Genomic DNA, 17,431 nt, shown 5'->3' with positions numbered 1-17,431 from the left:
GGCTGCCAAAGCCTGCGGCAGAGGGCCGCACAACTTTTCATGCAACTGTGTTGCACAGTATGGAAATAGGGATTCAATGTCAATCTTCTGGTTCGACGTGTGATTCCGGGATGGAGCCGGTACCTGCTTCCCGGCGGCACCGTGTTCCCACCTCCAAGCTTCCCCTGCCCCGAAGCTTGGAGGTAAGATGACCGCATTGTTTCATCACTTTTGGAAAAGCCCCCCATGAGCCAAGCCCCCCATTCGACGCTGGATACCAGCGTCCTGACCCAACTCGTTGATGACATGCTTCACCTCGCCCGCGAACAGGGCGCCAGTGCGGCGGAGGCTTCCGCCAGCACCGGCAAGGGCTTGTCGGTAACCGTGCGCCTCGGGGAAGTGGAATCCATCGAATACCACCAGGATAAGGGGCTGGGAGTCACGGTCTATCTCGGTCAGTCCAAAGGCAGCGCCTCGACCTCGGACTTTTCCCGCAAGGCCTTGTCAGAAACCGTTTCAGCGGCGCTCACCATTGCCCGGCATACGGCGGCAGACCCGTTTGCCGGGCTTGCCGATCCCGAACTTTTCGCCAAAACCTTCCCGGATCTGGACCTCTATCATCCCTGGTCCATAGATGCAGACAGCGCCGCTGATCTGGCGCGTCGTTGCGAAGCGGCCGCCCGTGACAGCGACCCGCGCATTCACAACTCCGAAGGCGGCAGCCTCGGCACCAGCGAGGGCACGTCGGTCTATGGCAACAGCCTGGGTTTCATGGGCAGCAGCCGCGCATCGCGACACAGCCTGTCCTGCTCGGTGATTGCGGAAGACCGCAACGGCGGCATGCAACGGGACTACTGGTATGACGTGGCCCGTGCCGCCGATGCGCTGGCGACTCCGGAAACCATCGGCAGGACCGCCGCGCAGCGCGCTCTGCGCCGCCTGGACGCCCGCAAGGTAGTCACCACCAAGGCCCCGGTGCTCTTTGAAAACCAGGTCGCGTCCAGCCTTATCGGCCACCTCGCCAGCGCCATCAGCGGCGGCAGCCTGTATCGCAAAAGTTCCTTTCTGGTGGACAGCCTTGGTAAGCAACTCTTCCCGGAACACGTCCGCGTTTATGAAGAACCCTTACGGCGCCGTGGGTTGGGTAGCTGTAGTTTCGACGGCGAAGGGGTCGCCACCCACAACCGCGACATCGTCTCCGGAGGCGTACTGGAAGGCTACATCCTCGACAGTTACAGTGCCCGCAAATTAAACATGAAGACCACGGGCAACGCGGGCGGTGCCCACAACCTCACCTTGCAGCCGGGCAAGGCATCTCTCGGTGAACTGCTCCACCAGATGGGGCGCGGCCTGCTGGTTACCGAGCTCATCGGCTTCGGCATCAACATGGTGACCGGTGATTACTCCCGGGGCGCTGCCGGCTTCTGGGTGGAGCATGGGGAGATCCAGTATCCCGTCGAAGAGATCACCATCGCCGGGACCTTGCAGGGCATGTTCCAGGGCGTGCGCGCGGTGGGCAATGACCTGCTCGTTCACGGCAACACCGGCTGCCCCTCCATCCTCATTGAGGAGATGATGATTGCCGGCGACTGAGGACAAGGGCCAGCAGCAGAAGGACTGAACTCAATAGCAGATAGGGGAGACTGCCCCAGCGCCCGAAGGGTGTTTCTCCTGTCATCGGCTGGATGGCCCCATTCAGGGTGCCTTCCACAAACTGGGGCAATTGCGAAATTACCCGCCCATGGGGCGAGATCAGGGCGGTGATGCCCGTATTGGTCGCGCGAACATCGGGTTTCTGCTCCTGCCGGGACTGCATGGCCGCCATTTGCAGGCTTTGCGCGGCCGCGATGCTGTGCCCGTACCATGCATAATCACTGATATTCAAAAGAACGGTGGCCCCCTCCCTGACACCCTTGCGCACGTCCCGGGAGAAGGACTCTTCGTAACAGATGGTCATACCGGTTTTCTGCCCGTCTACGGGCAGGGCGTAAGGCCCATCCCCAAAAGAGAAGCTGCCCAGCCCCGGCAAAAAATGATGTACCAGAGGCCCGAGTAAAACGGGCATCGGAATATATTCTCCGAAGGGCACCAGATGCTCTTTCCGATACCAGCGCAGCGGTGCGTTCCCGTCAATTTCCATGGCCGCGTTGTAATATTTACGGCCGACGTTTTCGGGGATACCGATGAGCAGGATTTTGTGGTGCGTCGCTGACCATTTCTGCAACTGTTCGATCAGGCTTGGTATTTCGGTCTGGAAAAGAGGGAAGGCAGTCTCCGGTAGGACGACCAGCCGGGTATCGGGCGGCGTCTGCAAAATCATGCTTACGTAATGATGCAAGATGGCACTGACTTTGGCAGCATTCCACTTCTCCGTGATGGCGATATTACCCTGCAGCAGACTTACCCGCAGCGGCTTGCCTATAGGATGGGTGAAGGACACGGACGCTGCCGCCATGGCTACCCCGGAAATCACCAGGAGCGATACGACGCCGCCCAACAGCACCGGGCGGGACTGCCGCCGTTGCAGCATATAGACCAGAAGGGCCGCCACCCCGGCCGTCGCCAGCCCCACTCCGTATTGCCCCAGCCAGGGCGCAAAGCCACCGAGGAAGGAGTGGGTCTGGGTATATCCCGTCGCCAGCCAGGGGAAGCCCGTAAAGAGACGTGCCCGCGCCCATTCCACTAAAATCCACAACACCGGCAGGGCCAGCAACCGGCCATTCCCGACAAAAAAGCGGCCCGCCAGCCATAAGGCCAACGCCGTGTAGACGGCGCAAAAAGCCGCCAGCAAGGCGACGGCCGTGCCTGCCAGTGCCCAATCCATGTTGGCGAAATTATGTAGGGTAATGGCGATCCAGCTCGTTCCCGCGGCAAAAGCAGCAAAACCGAAACCCGCGCCCAGAGCCGCCAGACGCTGCGGGCGCTCCTCCGTGGTCGCCAGCCAGAACAAGCCAAAAAGCAGGGCTATAGCCAGCGGCCACCAGGCGAAGGGCGCAAAGGCCAAAGGCCAGGCTGCACCCAAAATGAATGCGGCCAGAAGCCGCAGAGGAAAGGACGGTTTTTTCAACGTACCACCTTCATGTAGTACCCTGAGACGTAGTTGCCGGAAGGGGGGCGCCGCGCGGCGGCGTGACCCGCAAAATCTGCACTCGTTTACGATCCGCCCGCAGTACTTCCAGCCGTAAATCCCCCTCCTCCACGACTTCGCCCGTGCGCGGTACATGCCCCAGAACTGCCGCCACCCATCCACCCAGCGTGTCGGCGTGTCCATCCTCCAGGTGTGTCATAAAGTGTGCATTAAACTCTTCCAGAGGAATCAGGGCATTCACCAGAAAGTCACCATCTTCGCGCGGTGCAATCATCACGTCTTCGTCAATATCGTATTCATCCTCGATTTCACCGACGATGATTTCCAGCACGTCCTCGATAGTGATCAGACCGGCAACGCCACCATATTCATCCACGACCACGGCCATGTGATGTCGGCCCGTACGGAACTCGTAGAGCAGATGATCCAGGTGCTTGCTCTCGGGAATGAAGGTCGCCGGGCGAAGCAGATCAGTCAGCCGCAGCGCTGGCACATTTTCACGACATCCTCGTAAAAGGTCCTTGGCCAGGAGAATGCCGCGCACATCATCACGGTCATGCCCCACCACCGGAAAGCGCGAGTGCCCCACCTCCGACACCCGGGCGACAATCTCGGCCAGCTGCATGTCCAGTTCGATCACCTCCATCTGCGCACGGGGGATCATCACATCCCGCACCGTGAGTTCGCCCATGCGGAAGATGCCATCCACCATCCGTGCCGCTTCGGCGTCGATGATCTGCCGCTCGCCCGCCTCACGGATCAGATCCAAGAGGGCATCCTGGTCCTCCACATTGCCACGCAAAGACTGAGTAAAACGTTCCCACCAGCCCCGCGGCCGTTCCTGGCTACTGCGATCTTCACTCATGCATTTGGTTCAGGTAAGGGTCGGCCACACCCATTTCAGCCAGCAACCTGGTTTCCAGCGCCTCCATCTCCTGCGCGTCGGCGGCCAGTTCATGGTCGTAGCCGAGGAGGTGGAGGGTGCTGTGAATAAGCAAATGACGATAGTGGTCGCGCAGACTCTTACCCTGTGCCGCAGCTTCGCGCCCAACCACCGCCGGGGCAATGACGATATCCCCCAGCAGGTCTCGGCGGAATAACACCGGCAGCGCATCCTGCGGAAAGGACAGGCAGTTGGTCGGCACGGCCTTGTGCCGGTACCCCTCGTTCAAGGCCGCCATTTCCGCGTCCCCTACAAATGTCAGGGACAACTCGCGTATCCGGTCATCTGCGGATACCCGCGCTGAAGGGGCGGAGAGCGCCTGCAGAATCGACCGGCGCGCCTCACCACGGGGCGGCAGCGGCATGGCCGCGACCACATCATCCACGGCCATGCGCAGATATAGGCGGCTCACGGCTTCTCTCCGAATCGATCGTAGGCTTCCACGATCCGTGCCACCAGCGGGTGACGCACCACATCGGCACTTTCAAAAAACACCATATCGATCCCCGGCATATTCCCCAGCACATCCATGGCCTGTACCAACCCGGAAAGCTGTCCGCGGGGCAGATCCACCTGGGTCACGTCGCCGGTCACCACGACTTTGGCACCAAAACCCATCCTGGTCAGGAACATTTTCATCTGTTCCGGGGTGGTGTTCTGCGCCTCATCCAAAATGATGAAGGCATCGTTGAGAGTGCGCCCGCGCATGTAGGCAAGAGGCGCCACTTCGATTACCTGCCGCTCCATCAGCTTGGCGACTTTCTCATAACCCAGCATTTCGTGAAGCGCATCATAAAGCGGGCGGAGGTAAGGGTCGACCTTCTCACTCAGGGACCCGGGCAGAAAACCCAGACGCTCCCCCGCTTCCACGGCAGGCCGGACCAACACCAGACGTCGCACCTGATTGCTGTCCATCTGCTCCACCGCCGCCGCAACGGCCAGATAGGTCTTGCCGGTACCGGCGGGGCCGATACCGAAGGTAAGGTCATTATGGCGGATGGACTCCAGATAATGGCGCTGCCGTTGCCCGCGACCGCGGATCACCCCCTTCAGGGTCTGTACGCCCGCAGACTCCACCGCCGCAGCGCCGGTTTCCGCCTCCAGTTGTACATTCTGGATGCTGTGGTGCACCCAATGACCGGACAGGGAACGACCCTGGCGCACCTGGGCATACAAGTGGGAGAGTACATCCTGCGCCGCCTGCACCGAAGCAGCCGGACCGGTGATATGGAAGCGCGTCCCGCGGGGGAGTATCACCACCCCGAGACGGGATTCGATCTGCTTGATGTGACTGTCCAGTTCGCCGGAGAGTTCGGACAGCATGGCGGCGCTGGCGTGTTCAGCGGTGAAATCGCTGTGGCTGATACTCGGCGTCTTACCCGGAGGCTCCATGGGACTATACGGCAAGGCGCTGGCTCGTCGGCGCCACATGCGCCGCGCGCCCACGCAGACTGTTAGGCAACGCCGCCGTAATTTCGACATCCAGCATTTGTCCAACCCAATCCATGGATCCCGCCAAATTGACTGCGCGATTGCAGGCGGTTTTCCCCGTCAGTTCCTGCGCATCGCGGCGCGACGGCCCCGTTATCAGGACCGCCTGCTGCGTGCCCACCAGAGCTTGTGCGTAGCCATGCGCCAAGCCATTGATACGTCCCTGCAACACCGCTAGGCGATCTTCCTTGACCGCCTCTGGCACGCTGTCCTTCAGTTTCAGTGCCGGGGTGTTGGGGCGCTGGCTGTATTTGAAGGAAAATGACTGGTCGAAGCGCACCGCATCGATCAATTCCATGGTCGCGGCAAAATCTGCATCGGTTTCACCAGGAAATCCGACGATGAAATCCGAAGAAATCTGGATACCCGGACGGGCGGCACGCAGACGGTCAATCTTGTCCAGATACTGCCCGACCGTATGCTTGCGATGCATCCGCCGCAAGATGCGATCCGATCCGCTCTGTACCGGCAGGTGTAAATGCGGCGCGAGAATACCGATACTGCCATGCGCAGCGATCAATTCGTCGTCGAGGTTGGCGGGATGGGACGTGGTGTAACGCAGGCGCAGCAAACCGGGAATCCGCGCCAGGCGTTCCAGCAGATCGGCCAGGCCGCCCTCGCCCACCAGTCCTGTCGCGCCCCGGTAGGCATTGACATTCTGCCCCAGCAGGGTGATCTCGCGCACCCCCTGCTCCACCAGCGTACGCGCTTCACGCAGGATGTCAGGCATGCTGCGGCTGTATTCCCGCCCTCGGGTATGGGGCACCACACAGAAGGTACAGAATTTGTCGCATCCTTCCTGGATGGTGACAAAGGCAGTCGCGCCGTCGCGGCCCGGTCGTTGCGGCAGATGATCAAATTTTTCCAGCATCGGAAAGGCGATATCCACCTGCGGACGGCGCTCGGCCAGACAGGCATCCAGCAAATCCGGCAACCGGTGCAGCGTCTGCGGTCCGAACACCAGGTCCACGTAAGGGGCGCGCCGCCTCAGTCGCTCTCCCTCCTGGCTGGCCACGCAACCCCCTACACCGATCACCACCTCCGGGCGCCTTTCCTTGAGAGGGCGCCAGAAGCCGAGTTGGGTAAAGACCTTGTCTTCGGCTTTTTCACGGATGGAACAGGTGTTGAGCAGGAGCACATCGGCAAGCACCGGATCGTCCACCAGACGCAAGCCATGACTAACCGCAAGCGTATCCGCCATGCGCTCGGAGTCATACTCATTCATCTGACAGCCGTAAGTCTTGATATACAGGTTCTGCAATGCATTCCCGGAAGGAGCGAGGGCCTATAAATGATGATAGGGCCACCCCGCAGGATTGACAAGGGGCAGCCCTGGGCCACCCCTCACCCCAGGCCCAGCGCCGATTTCAGCAGAAAGTGAAAGCGCCGATCATCCTGAACACTGCCCAGCAGTCCGAAACGGGTAGTCACCGCAGTAACCCGCGGCCCTTTGGGCGTGACCGTTACGTCCACCAGTGTGTGCCCGGCACGCGCGTGGATGACGCTGCCCCGGGAGGGACCGCCTGCACTTCCGGTCCCCAGGATGACGCAATGCATCTGCCCCAACACTCGGGTGGCGGCGGTGAGAGTAGGCTGAAACGGTCTCGGATAATAGTGGATGCTCTGGCCTGTATAAACGGCCGCCAGCGGCCCGCTCTCCGTGCTGCAGGCGCTGAGCCAGAGCGGGGACAGTATCATCATGCCGAGCAGGAGCCATCGCTTGTTCATATCCATCCTCAATGTAACCGGGAAACCAACTTCCCACTGCGCCAGTATAACGCAAAAGCGGTTCGGCATGACGCCATCCGTAGCGCCATGCTACAATACGCGCCGTTCATTCGGCGACGCGCTAGCCCGCGTTTTGCCTCCACTGGTGGAGAAAGCCCATGTCCCGATTTTCCGGGCCGATGTCCCAGGCTTGGCACTTTACCCGCGAGTTTTTACGCGACCCCCATGCTATTGGGGCGGTGCTGCCCAGTTCACCCTTCCTCGCCCGGCGGATGGCCACCATGGTGCCGCAGGGGTCCGGCCTGGTGGTAGAATTGGGGCCGGGCATGGGGCCAGTGACCAAAGCCCTGCTGGAAAGCGGTATTCCGCCGGAAGATCTGGTCCTTGTCGAGCAGGCGCCGACCATGGTCCGCCACTTGCGTCAGCGTTATCCGGAAATAGAGGTCATCGAGGGGGATGCCGCCCACATTCAGCACCTTGTGGCGCATCGCGGGCCGGTTCGCGCCGTGGTATCCAGCCTGCCGCTGCGTAGCATTCCCAAAACGGTAGTCGAGCGTATCTTCCAGCAACTTCCCGGGATCAGCCGGCCCGGCACGGTCTTCATCCAGTTTACATACCATTTCCGTACCTCCTGCCAGGGACTACCAGCCGAGTTTCGCCGCAGTCGCGTCGCCGTGGTCTGGCGCAACGTGCCACCGGCACGGGTAGACACCTTCATTTACCACTCCCCACAGAAGGATGGATTCGAGCGTGACGGGTGATAAAGGAAAGGTGGTGTAATGCTGCGTGACCAAGAGGCGCAACATGCCGTACCCGTGTTGCGCAGGGGATCACTGCCGCACGCCACGATGATGGTCGGCGACCCCCCTGCCCTGCGCCATGCTCCCCGCGCAATCTGGCCTTGGCTCACCTTACCTGCCTCCCTCACCGCCGCTCTGCAACGGGCTTATGGAAAATCGCAGATCGTGCGGGCGCTGCTGCTGGATAGCGGACGCGCGAGCCCTTCGCCGATCGAGCGCAGCATTTTGTGCATGCGTCGCGGCGAACGGATTTTCTGGCGCGAGGTGCTCCTGCACGGTGGTGACCCGGCATATCCGGCACTCTGGGCGCGCACCACCATTCCTTTGCGAGGACTGCGCCACGGTCTGTTACCCCTGACCCGCCATGGCACGCGCCCCATCGGCAACACCTTATTCCGCCACCGCCGGTTGCGGCGCTCCCCGATTCAGGCCGAGAGCCGGCCACGGTTCGGCCAGCGACGCTGGCAGCGGCGCTCCGTATTGCGGCGCGGCAGCGCAGGCGTGCTGGTAGAAGAGCATTTTCTGCCGGACCTGCCATGCTGGGCGGGACGGGGACGACGCTGATGCAAGCACCCTCGTCGCTCCGCCAGCGCCTGCGCGCTTATGCAGGCCTGATGCGCGTGGATCGTCCCATCGGCACTCTGCTCCTGCTCTGGCCGACTTACTGGGGACTCTGGCTTGCGGCAAAGGGCACACCCTCACTCCGCCTCTTCCTGATTTTCACTGTCGGCACCTGGCTGACACGCTCGGCAGGTTGCGTGATCAACGATTACTTTGACCGTGATTTCGACCGACAGGTAGCCCGTACCTGCCAGCGCCCCCTGGCGGCAGGCCTGATCACTCCGCAAGAGGCACTGCGTTTATTTGTCGTCCTGTGCCTGCTGGCTGCCACCCTCCTGCCCTTCCTCAACTGGCTGACCATCGGGTTATCCGCGGGCGCAGTGCTCATCACCATTACCTACCCCTTGTTCAAGCGCTTCACTCATCTCCCGCAAGCCTATCTGGGCATCGCTTTTTCCTTTGGCATACCCATGGCCTTTGCCGCGACCCTCAACCAGGTGCCCCCGCTCGCCTGGTGGCTGATGCTGGCCAATGCCTGCTGGGTCGTAGCCTATGACACGGCCTACGCCATGGCGGACCGTCCCGACGACATCCAAGCGGGGATCAAGTCGACGGCCATTCTTTTTGGACGCTTCGACCGTCACACCATTGCCGCCCTGCAGGCGGTCATGCTGACCCTCTTTATCGGGATAGGGGTCGCCCAGGCTATGCACTGGCCTTACTGGATCGCCCTGGCGGGTGCTGCTGTTCTCGCGGCCTATGAGCAGACGCTGCTCGGCGGCGACCGGGATCAGGCTTTCCGCGCCTTTCTGCACAATAACTGGATTGGACTGCTACTCTTTTGGGGGATTGTCGCGGGCCTCGCGCCGGGCGGGGTATCCACCGTTCTGCCCGGAGCGGCATGAAAACCGGCCATTCCGATGTTGCCCACATGCCACCGAAGCATCTTGAAACAACTATTGACAAACTTATACACAGTTTACTCATACACCGAAGCAAGCCGGATGCCTCCCGCCAGATCTCTGATGTTAATTAACAACACATTGTTTTATATACGTTTTTTATTTGCACCTTTTTTAGGCGCATACTCTAATGCCTTGAAGGACAGGGGGTCTGGGACTTTTCAGGATACTCATACACAGACTTATCCACAGAACTTGTGGGCAACTTCATGAATGCCGAAAACACCTGCATTCAGATCGCCGTGATGGTGCCACTTCGCCGCATCTTTTCCTATGCCCCGCCGCCGGAGGGTCGTCTGCAGCCGGGCATGCGGGTACGGGTGCCTTTCGGCAAAGGCCGTCGGGTTGGCATCGTTCTCGGGTATGCCAGTTGCCCACCCGATGTAACGCTCAAGCCCATCGGCGAGGTCCTGGATACGCACCCTGTTTTACCCCCTGCCCTGCAGCAACTGATACAATTCGGGGCGGCATACTACCATCACCCGATCGGCGATGCTTGGGCCACCGCGCTGCCGACCCTGCTGCGCCAGGGGCGGCCACTGCCCGAACCGGCTCCCCAGGGCTACCGCCTCAGCATCAACGAAGCACAGACGGTGCCACGCCAGCCCGGCAAGTTGCAACAGGCGCTCCGGGAGCAACTCATCACCAACAGGGTTGTGCCCACAACAGTCATCCCCAAAGAGTTGCGCGCCACCCTGCGACAGGCCGTCCGCCGCGGCTGGATAGAAGCCGTGATGGAAGACGCCCCGCCGACGCAGGCGACACCCTCTCCACACTGCCTGAATGCAGAACAGGCCAGCGCCGTGACCCAGTTGCGCATGGCCAGGGGCTTTAACGCCTGGTTATTGGAGGGCGTGACCGGCAGCGGTAAAACAGAAGTATATCTGGAAGCAATCCGGCCTCATCTGGAGTCCGGGGCACAGATCCTCGTCCTGGTCCCGGAGATCGGCCTCACCCCCCAACTCGTGGAACGCTGCCAGATGCGTTTTGGCGCGCGTCATGTGGCCGCTCTGCACTCTGCTCAAAGCGACGGAGAGCGTCTGCGCATCTGGGCAGCGGCCGCGGCGGGCCAGGTACAGGTGATCATTGGCACCCGCTCGGCAGTATTCGTGCCCCTGCCCCGTCTTGCCATGATTGTCGTCGATGAAGAGCATGACCCCTCTTTCAAACAGCAAAACGGCTGGCATTATTCGGCACGGGATCTCGCGATTCAACGCGCGAGGCTGGAAAACATTCCGATCGTCCTGGGCTCCGCCACGCCTTCTCTGGAAAGCCTATGCAATGCACAAAAGGGGCGCTATCGACACCTGCAACTGCGGCAACGCGCTACTTCGGCCGATTTACCGGTGATGACTATCGTGCCACTGCGCCGCGAAAACCTGCAGGGTGGCATTTCCACCACCCTGTTGACGGCATGTAAGGAAACCCTGGAAGCCGGCAATCAGGTATTGCTGTTCCTGAACCGTCGCGGCTACGCCCCGGCAGTGCTCTGCCACGATTGTGGCCATGTGGTCCAATGCCCCCGTTGCAGTGCGCCCATGACCTGGCACCGCCGGCAGGAACGTCTCCGCTGCCACCATTGCGGACACGAGTCGCGCTGGCCGCAAGCCTGCCCTGCATGTCACAGTACGGCACTGATTACCGCCGGACAAGGCACTGAGCAACTGGAGGAAGTGCTTCGCCAGCGATTCCCACAAACCCCCATCTGGCGCATCGACCGCGATGCGTTGCACGACCGCGATGCCCTCGCTACGGCGGTCGCCGACATCCGCCAGAATCGTGCTGCCATACTCGTGGGTACTCAGATGCTGGCCAAGGGGCATCATTTCCCGGCGGTCACCCTGGTGGGCATTATCAATACGGACCAAGGCCTGTTCAGTGCCGACTTTCGCGCACCGGAACGACTGCTACAGACCGTTGTGCAGGTCGCAGGCCGCGCCGGCCGTGAAGAGCGACCCGGACAGGTCCTATTACAGACTCATCTGCCAGAACATCCTTTATTGCAGAGCCTCTCCCGGGGCGACTACCGCCCTCCCGCCGAGGCGCTCCTGAATGAACGACAGGCGGCAGGATTGCCGCCCTTTGCCGCTCTCACCCTACTGCGTGCCGAGGCGCACCAGAGACACCGCGTAGACACCTTCCTGAGTGCCGCCTGCCAGTGCGTACCGCCCGCTCTGGTGGAAATCAGCGGTCCGCTACCGTCGCTCATGGAACGTCGTGCCGGTTTTGAACGCGCAGAACTGTGGATACAGGCGCCAAACCGTACGCAAATGCAGAAGGCACTTAATCTCTGGCTTCCACAACTCGGCGGACTCAGCTCCGCTAGGCATGTCCGCTGGACGCTGGATGTGGACCCCCTACTGATCACGTGAATGCTCGCCATCCGCTCCAGATATTTAGTACCCGAATATTTAACCTTGCGTCGTACTGTGTATATGCTATCCTTGGAAATGGCCAGTTGGGCCATCTTTGATTAATCTGGGGTGTAAAATGGCGGTTGGTACAGTGAAGTGGTTCAATGACAGCAAGGGGTTTGGGTTCATTACGCCGGAAGATGGCAAGGAAGACGTATTCGTGCATCATTCCGCTATTGAAGGTACGGGGTTCAAGACCTTGGCCGAAGGCGAGCGCGTCAATTTTGAAGTGACTCGTGGCCCGAAGGGTTTGCAGGCCGAGAAGGTCCGCCGGGCTTAATTCAGCCTAACGGGTGGCGCTGAGCCACCCGTCCCCCCTGCGGGGAAAAATAGCTTTACCGGTTTGGCGATCGCGATTCCGGTTTTCTTTTGTGCGTCTATCGCGCGGGTTTCTTCCGCTTCGTGGCTCCAGCGCCATGCTCCTTGGTTTTGTACTCGCCTTTTTCCGTTCTGGCGGAGAGTATCTTGCGCGGCACCCGCGACTCTTCATGGCTACTAGCCGGGCGTGTTCGGGCTGACGCCCGCCCTGCAGACGCACCGGCATCCGTCGAGGAGATCTGCAACGGCCGTCCGGCTACCCACACCTTTTGCAGATGCTGCAGCACGGACGGCTGTATATCCGCAGGAAGTTCGACCGTAGTGTGCTCCTCATGGATCTGTACCTTGCGAATATTGCGGCTGGGTATCCCAGCTTCATTGGCGATCGCACCAACAATATTCTTGACCTGCGCACCGTGGCTTTCGCCCACATCCAGCCGGAAACAACGCATGGGCACATCATCGCCCCTCCCCGGTGCAGCAGCACCTCGCGGTGGCCGTGCGCCCCGCTCGTCGTCAGCGCGGCGACGGGAGGAAGGAGGGCGGCCAGCGCCCGAACCGGCGGAGTCACTACGCATCGGCCTGGACACCTCCGCTTCAACGGGAATCAGGGGCCGTTCCTTCTGTACCATGTATGCCAGCGCTGCAGCGATTTCTCCCAACCCCACATCGCTTTCCCGCTGATAATCCGCAATAAGGGTTTCAAAGACGGCCAGATCCTGGCTATTCAGCACCTCCGTCAACTGATCCTTGAACTGCCTCATCCGCCTGTCGGCGACATCTTCGATGCTGGGCAGATGCATCGCGGTGATCGTCTGCCCCGTCGCGCGCTCGATGGCGTGCAGCAGGTGACGTTCGCGTGGTGCAACAAAAAGAATCGCATCTCCGGTACGTCCGGCACGTCCCGTGCGCCCGATACGGTGGACATAGGCTTCGGTATCATTAGGAATGTCATAGTTGATCACATGGCTGATCCGCTCGACATCCAAACCGCGGGCCGCCACATCGGTCGCAACGACTATATCCAGTGTCCCGGCTTTCAGTCGCTCAATGGTCTGCTCGCGCATGGCCTGACTGAGATCGCCGTTAAGCGCGCCACAGGCATAACCGCGTGCTTCCAGGCGCTCCGCCAACTCCACTGTCGCCGTTTTGGTACGCACAAAAACCAGCCAGGCGTTACTGTCCTCTACTTCCAAAATACGGGTAAGGGCATCCAGCTTGTGGGTGCCGCTGACCTGCCAGTAGCGCTGACGAATGGCAGCCACCGTGGTCGTCGCTGATTTAATCCGGATTTCCAAGGGATTGCGTAAATAGGTTTTGGCGATGCGGCGGATGGCGTCGGGCATGGTTGCAGAAAACAGCGCCACCTGTCGGTCTTCGGGCGTGTGTTTGAGGATATCCTCCACTGCGTCGATAAAGCCCATGCGCAGCATCTCATCGGCTTCATCCAGCACCACGGCCTGCAACTGATCCAGACGCAAGGTTTTGCGGCGCAGATGATCCTGAATGCGTCCGGGCGTACCCACCACGACCTGCACACCCCGCTGCAACTGCTTGAGCTGCAAGGTCATGGCCTGCCCACCATAGATGGGCAGCACATGAAATCCGGGGAGGAACTTGGCATAACTTTGCATGGCCTCCGCTACCTGTATGGCGAGCTCACGAGTCGGCGCGAGTACCAGCAACTGCGGCGCGCGCAAGCTGAGGTCAACACGACTCAGCAACGGCAGCGCAAAGGCGGCAGTCTTGCCGGTACCGGTCTGCGCCAGGCCGATAACGTCCCGCCCCTCGAGCAGAGGCGGAATGCTCTGCGCCTGAATGGGGGATGGCTGTTCATAGCCGATCTCTGTAACCGCCTTTTGGATCGGTTCAGCGAGGGCAAAATCAATAAAGCGGAGATCGGTTTCTTGAGACATGCATACACCTGGACAACGAAGAGAATTCAGCGTCCAGACTATACGCTCATTATGGACAGCTTGCAGCGTTTTCTTGGCGCCCTCCGAAAGAGGCTTCAAAATCAGTCTGCGTCCAACACCGCCTGCAGCTGCATCTGAATAGCCGCGTCGGCATCTGGCCCGATGGGAGTATGACCCGCCGTGTACGTGTCCGTAAAGGCATAGGCGTAGCGGATATCCCGCAAGCCGAGGCTGCCGAAGATGCGCATCTCCCAGGAGGCATCGTCGGCATGTGGTATCAGGCTCGGCCATTGCGACGCCGTTTCGCTCTCCAGTATCGGGCCAAAGAATATGGCCCCCGGCTTGTTACGCAGGCGCATGGCACAGCTCCCGGTTGTCCGTCCAGACATGGGAAGAAAATCGATGGTGCGGGTCAGGCGCAGTTTGCTGTCCAGCGGCACGTCGACCGACACGCCCAGCGCCTTACTCTCCGCTGGCTGGGCCACCAGCCGGCAGCCCGCCGTCTGCCACTGCGCTAGATCTTGCGCCCCGAAACGACTGGGCAAAAAAAGCACCCGCAAGGGGGCGATGGCATTCAGTCCAGCTTGCAGCTCCGGACGGAAGCGCGGGGCGTTGACGAGAATACCACCGGCATCCCTATCGGCCACGAAATAGACGGCAGGGCTACCCTGCCCGCCCTCCACATGGTAAATGTCCCGGTCAAAAAAGCTGCAGAGCTTCTGCATCGTACATCTCCTACTGCCCAGCTGAATGGATCCTGCAAGTATACCCGTAATCCGCTGCGCAACCCATTCCGCGGCGCGTTGCGGCGTGCAGGCTCTGTGGCATAATGGGCCCATGAATATTCTCCTGCTGGTCGCCGCACTCCTCATCATTCTCGCCGGCGCAGAGGCTTTTACCAACGCACTGGAGCACCTGGGCGACCGTCTGGGTATTTCCGAGGGGGTTACCGGTTCCATTTTCGCGGCGGTGGGCACGGCGCTTCCCGAGACCATGGTACCTGTCGTTGCGGTTTTTGCCGCGACCAGCGGGCAACCAGCGCACTTGGGAGAGAAGTGGGTGTCGGCGCCATTCTGGGCGCTCCGATGATGCTGTCCACGCTGACGTTGTTCATGATGGCGCTGTTTGTATCGCCACAGCGCGGCTGGCACGGAGCATTAAATCCGGAACCTACCGGCCTGCGTCGCGATCTTGGCTGGTTTTTGATTGCCTTCGGCCTCTCGACCATTGCTCTTTTCGTGCCTCACCACATCACTTTGGCGCGTATCGGCATCGCCCTGATGCTGGTTACATTGTATTTTCTGTATGTGATGGTGACCCTGCGTGCCTCGGCGGCGCTGGTCGCCGAGGGGCACGGCACCGAAGCAGGGCACGCCTTGTACTTGAGCAAGACGGGCCTACCCACGAAGATGCAGGTCATCTTGATCCAGCTTGCCATAGGACTTGGCATGATCGTCTTTGGCGCCAACCTCTTCGTCGACGGGATTGAGGGACTCTCGCACTGGCTCGGTATTTCTGCGCTGATCCTGTCTTTATTGGTGGTGCCCATCGCGACGGAGTTGCCGGAGAAGATCAACAGCATCCTATGGGTTCGCCGCCGCAAGGATACGCTGGCGTTTGGCAACATCACCGGGGCGTTGGTCTTTCAAGGGAGCCTGCTGCCCGCTATCGGGGTGATGCTGACCCCATGGTCACCCTCCCCTCCGGTTTTGCTGGGCGCGGGGCTCACGCTGCTGGCCGGGGGATACTCTTATCTTCTGGTGCGCCGCGGCGTTACCCTGCGGCCCTATCATTTTCTTTTCAATGGCCTGTGTTACGGGGCTTATTTCTTTGCCCTTACCTGACCACCCGAAAGGTACTCGCCGCACGGTATTGCCTTTTGCTAGAATGAGCCGCAGCCTCGGTAGCTCAGTGGATAGAGCAACCGCCTCCTAAGCGGTAGGTCGCGCGTTCGATTCGCGCTCGGGGCACCAATAAAATCAATACTATGCCAGCGATGCATGGCAACCTTCTTTGGTCTATTGAATTTACGCTGCAAATATGCTGCACCGAGACTTCGGATTCATTGCAGCGAGGGTGCAGCATGGCAACCATAAATTCACGGGAAGACCAAGACGGCATCACGATTGGCTGGCAGGCCATCGTTCGAAAAAAAGGGTATCCCAGCCAGACAAAGACCTTCCGGGCAAAACGCGATGCCGAAGCCTGGGCGCGAACCATCGAATCGGAAATGGATAGGGGCGTCTGGCGGGATCGAAGCCGTGCAGAGGCCACGAGCGTCGCCGACCTGCTGGATCGCTATGCACGGGAGATACTGCCTGAAAAAAAGAGCAGACAGGGGCCAAGTTCCGTCATCCGTATCCTGACCGCATCCGAGCTCGGTAAATTGTCGTTGGCGGCCTTGTCGCCGGAAAAACTGGCGCTGTATCGGGACAGACGGATCAAGTCCGTCAGCAAAAAAACGGGCCGCACACTGACCAGTCAGACGGTACGACATGAAATTGCCCTCCTCTCCCGCGTCATTACTCATGCTATAAAAGAATGGGGAATCCCACTCGCACATGGAAATCCGTGCCTGCAAATCAAAATGCCGGCACAATCTGGTGCGCGGGATCGCCGTCTAGTGGATAACGAAGAGGAAAAGCTGTTGTCCGCATGCGGCGATGCCCGCAACCCGTGGCTACGCCCCGTAGTCGTCTTCGCCATCGAAACGGCCATGCGGGCGGGAGAAATTCTGGAAAGTTACGGTACGGCGGATACGGAAACAGGAATCCGTCCCCAAAAAACGCCGGGCCTGCAATGGTCAAACGTGGATCTGAAAAAGCGCACGGCGCACCTGCCCAAGACGAAGAATGGTGAGGCCCGCACGGTGCCCCTCTCCAGTCGCGCGGTGGTGACGCTGGAGGCCTTGCCGCGCAATCTGGACGGGCGCGTGTTCGGGGTTACTTACGAGGGGATACATCAATCCTATGTACGAGCCTGCCGCCGTGCCAGCATCACCGGGCTGACCTTCCACGACCTGCGCCACGAGGCCACCAGCCGCCTCTTTGAGAAGGGCCTCAATCCGATGCAGGTGGCGGCCATTACCGGGCACAAAACCTTGCAGATGCTGAAGCGTTATACCCATCTACGGGCGGAAGACTTGGCAAAGCTGCTGGGGTGACGACATCATGGCGGCATAGACTTTCAACGGCTGGCCGCAGAGATGCACTCGCACCTGACCTTCCGGCA

The 17,431-nt window shown here is 60.4% G+C and carries 17 protein-coding genes and 1 tRNA gene; 10 read left to right on the top strand and 8 right to left on the bottom strand.

Translation table 11 applies throughout. From position 1 onward, the window contains the following. Positions 1-225: 225 nt before the first annotated feature. A complete protein-coding gene (pmbA, locus tag AFERRID_RS09140; RefSeq protein WP_113527176.1) occupies positions 226-1,572 on the top strand; it encodes a metalloprotease PmbA in 1,347 nt (448 codons plus the stop codon). Here pmbA and lnt read toward each other — a convergent pair. The 6 genes from lnt to AFERRID_RS09110 form a co-directional block, all read right to left on the bottom strand. Then, a complete protein-coding gene (lnt, locus tag AFERRID_RS09135; RefSeq protein WP_113527175.1) occupies positions 1,541-3,046 on the bottom strand; it encodes an apolipoprotein N-acyltransferase in 1,506 nt (501 codons plus the stop codon). The genes pmbA and lnt overlap by 32 nt on opposite strands. 10 nt (positions 3,047-3,056) lie before the next feature. Further along, entirely contained in the window at positions 3,057-3,932 is an 876-nt protein-coding gene (locus tag AFERRID_RS09130; RefSeq protein WP_126604995.1) for an HlyC/CorC family transporter, read from the bottom strand. Next, positions 3,925-4,422 (bottom strand): rRNA maturation RNase YbeY, encoded by a 498-nt coding sequence (gene ybeY, locus AFERRID_RS09125; RefSeq protein ID WP_225981942.1) that lies wholly within the window; start codon positions 4,420-4,422, stop codon positions 3,925-3,927. The genes AFERRID_RS09130 and ybeY overlap by 8 nt, the downstream gene beginning before the upstream one ends. Then, the gene (locus tag AFERRID_RS09120) at positions 4,419-5,441 is read right to left on the bottom strand and encodes a PhoH family protein (RefSeq protein WP_225981941.1); all 1,023 of its coding nucleotides are present in this window, start codon (positions 5,439-5,441) and stop codon (positions 4,419-4,421) included. Before AFERRID_RS09120 ends, ybeY begins: the two co-directional genes overlap by 4 nt. Continuing rightward, a complete protein-coding gene (gene miaB / locus AFERRID_RS09115; RefSeq protein ID WP_126604993.1) occupies positions 5,407-6,762 on the bottom strand; it encodes a tRNA (N6-isopentenyl adenosine(37)-C2)-methylthiotransferase MiaB in 1,356 nt (451 codons plus the stop codon). Before miaB ends, AFERRID_RS09120 begins: the two co-directional genes overlap by 35 nt. An 83-nt stretch (positions 6,763-6,845) precedes the next feature. After that, entirely contained in the window at positions 6,846-7,229 is a 384-nt protein-coding gene (locus AFERRID_RS09110) for a hypothetical protein (RefSeq protein WP_113527171.1), read from the bottom strand. A 158-nt stretch (positions 7,230-7,387) separates the two neighbouring features. Between AFERRID_RS09110 and AFERRID_RS09105 the strand changes: the two genes are divergently transcribed. The 5 genes from AFERRID_RS09105 (at position 7,388) to AFERRID_RS09085 (ending at position 12,246) form a co-directional block, all read left to right on the top strand. Continuing rightward, the gene (locus AFERRID_RS09105; RefSeq protein WP_113527170.1) at positions 7,388-7,990 is read left to right on the top strand and encodes a class I SAM-dependent methyltransferase; all 603 of its coding nucleotides are present in this window, start codon (positions 7,388-7,390) and stop codon (positions 7,988-7,990) included. Positions 7,991-8,008: 18 nt separating this feature from the next. Then, positions 8,009-8,593 carry a chorismate--pyruvate lyase family protein gene (locus AFERRID_RS09100; RefSeq protein WP_113527169.1) on the top strand — a complete coding sequence of 195 codons (585 nt, stop codon included), beginning with the start codon at positions 8,009-8,011 and terminating at the stop codon, positions 8,591-8,593. Beyond that, positions 8,593-9,495 (top strand): 4-hydroxybenzoate octaprenyltransferase, encoded by a 903-nt coding sequence (gene ubiA / locus AFERRID_RS09095; RefSeq protein ID WP_113527209.1) that lies wholly within the window; start codon positions 8,593-8,595, stop codon positions 9,493-9,495. Before AFERRID_RS09100 ends, ubiA begins: the two co-directional genes overlap by 1 nt. Before the next feature lie 266 nt (positions 9,496-9,761). Then, positions 9,762-11,924, top strand: a complete 2,163-nt coding sequence (locus AFERRID_RS09090) for a primosomal protein N' (RefSeq protein ID WP_126604991.1) — start codon at positions 9,762-9,764, stop codon at positions 11,922-11,924. A gap of 118 nt (positions 11,925-12,042) precedes the next feature. Beyond that, entirely contained in the window at positions 12,043-12,246 is a 204-nt protein-coding gene (locus AFERRID_RS09085; protein WP_009564993.1) for a cold-shock protein, read from the top strand. 97 nt (positions 12,247-12,343) lie between these two features. Here AFERRID_RS09085 and AFERRID_RS09080 read toward each other — a convergent pair whose 3' ends face one another. Both AFERRID_RS09080 and AFERRID_RS09075 read right to left on the bottom strand, forming a co-directional pair. Further along, entirely contained in the window at positions 12,344-14,200 is a 1,857-nt protein-coding gene (locus tag AFERRID_RS09080; RefSeq protein ID WP_126604990.1) for a DEAD/DEAH box helicase, read from the bottom strand. A gap of 101 nt (positions 14,201-14,301) precedes the next feature. Beyond that, entirely contained in the window at positions 14,302-14,925 is a 624-nt protein-coding gene (locus tag AFERRID_RS09075; RefSeq protein ID WP_113527167.1) for an MBL fold metallo-hydrolase, read from the bottom strand. Positions 14,926-15,037: 112 nt separating this feature from the next. On the opposite strand from AFERRID_RS09075, the gene AFERRID_RS15610 reads away from it, so the two are divergent. From AFERRID_RS15610 to AFERRID_RS09060, 4 genes are all read left to right on the top strand, one after another. Further along, complete coding sequence (locus AFERRID_RS15610; RefSeq protein WP_226833035.1) at positions 15,038-15,289, top strand: hypothetical protein; 252 nt, start codon at positions 15,038-15,040, stop codon at positions 15,287-15,289. Further along, positions 15,256-16,044, top strand: a complete 789-nt coding sequence (locus AFERRID_RS09070; RefSeq protein WP_232027452.1) for a sodium:calcium antiporter — start codon at positions 15,256-15,258, stop codon at positions 16,042-16,044. Before AFERRID_RS15610 ends, AFERRID_RS09070 begins: the two co-directional genes overlap by 34 nt. 53 nt (positions 16,045-16,097) lie before the next feature. Further along, positions 16,098-16,173: transfer RNA gene (locus tag AFERRID_RS09065), tRNA-Arg, on the top strand. Positions 16,174-16,283: 110 nt separating this feature from the next. Continuing rightward, entirely contained in the window at positions 16,284-17,363 is a 1,080-nt protein-coding gene (locus AFERRID_RS09060; protein WP_113527165.1) for a site-specific integrase, read from the top strand. The last annotated feature ends 68 nt before the right edge of the window (positions 17,364-17,431 follow it).

Origin of the sequence: Acidithiobacillus ferridurans, assembly GCF_003966655.1 — a bacterium.
GTDB lineage: Bacteria > Pseudomonadota > Gammaproteobacteria > Acidithiobacillales > Acidithiobacillaceae > Acidithiobacillus > Acidithiobacillus ferridurans.
Note: the sequence above shows the minus strand (reverse complement) of the source record. Positions and strands in the feature narration are given on the sequence as shown.

Bases quoted from the DNA above. Each gene is read 5' to 3' on its own strand.
- AFERRID_RS15610 (WP_226833035.1), top strand. From the start codon at position 15,038: ATGAATATTCTCCTGCTGGTCGCCGCACTCCTCATCATTCTCGCCGGC.
- AFERRID_RS09105 (WP_113527170.1), top strand. From the start codon at position 7,388: ATGTCCCGATTTTCCGGGCCGATGTCCCAGGCTTGGCACTTTACCCGC.
- ubiA (WP_113527209.1), top strand. From the start codon at position 8,593: ATGCAAGCACCCTCGTCGCTCCGCCAGCGCCTGCGCGCTTATGCAGGC.
- AFERRID_RS09130 (WP_126604995.1), bottom strand. From the start codon at position 3,932: ATGAGTGAAGATCGCAGTAGCCAGGAACGGCCGCGGGGCTGGTGGGAA.
- AFERRID_RS09075 (WP_113527167.1), bottom strand. From the start codon at position 14,925: ATGCAGAAGCTCTGCAGCTTTTTTGACCGGGACATTTACCATGTGGAG.
- AFERRID_RS09090 (WP_126604991.1), top strand. From the start codon at position 9,762: ATGAATGCCGAAAACACCTGCATTCAGATCGCCGTGATGGTGCCACTT.
- AFERRID_RS09085 (WP_009564993.1), top strand. From the start codon at position 12,043: ATGGCGGTTGGTACAGTGAAGTGGTTCAATGACAGCAAGGGGTTTGGG.
- AFERRID_RS09100 (WP_113527169.1), top strand. From the start codon at position 8,009: ATGCTGCGTGACCAAGAGGCGCAACATGCCGTACCCGTGTTGCGCAGG.
- AFERRID_RS09060 (WP_113527165.1), top strand. From the start codon at position 16,284: ATGGCAACCATAAATTCACGGGAAGACCAAGACGGCATCACGATTGGC.
- pmbA (WP_113527176.1), top strand. From the start codon at position 226: ATGAGCCAAGCCCCCCATTCGACGCTGGATACCAGCGTCCTGACCCAA.
- AFERRID_RS09080 (WP_126604990.1), bottom strand. From the start codon at position 14,200: ATGTCTCAAGAAACCGATCTCCGCTTTATTGATTTTGCCCTCGCTGAA.
- AFERRID_RS09120 (WP_225981941.1), bottom strand. From the start codon at position 5,441: ATGTGGCGCCGACGAGCCAGCGCCTTGCCGTATAGTCCCATGGAGCCT.
- AFERRID_RS09110 (WP_113527171.1), bottom strand. From the start codon at position 7,229: ATGAACAAGCGATGGCTCCTGCTCGGCATGATGATACTGTCCCCGCTC.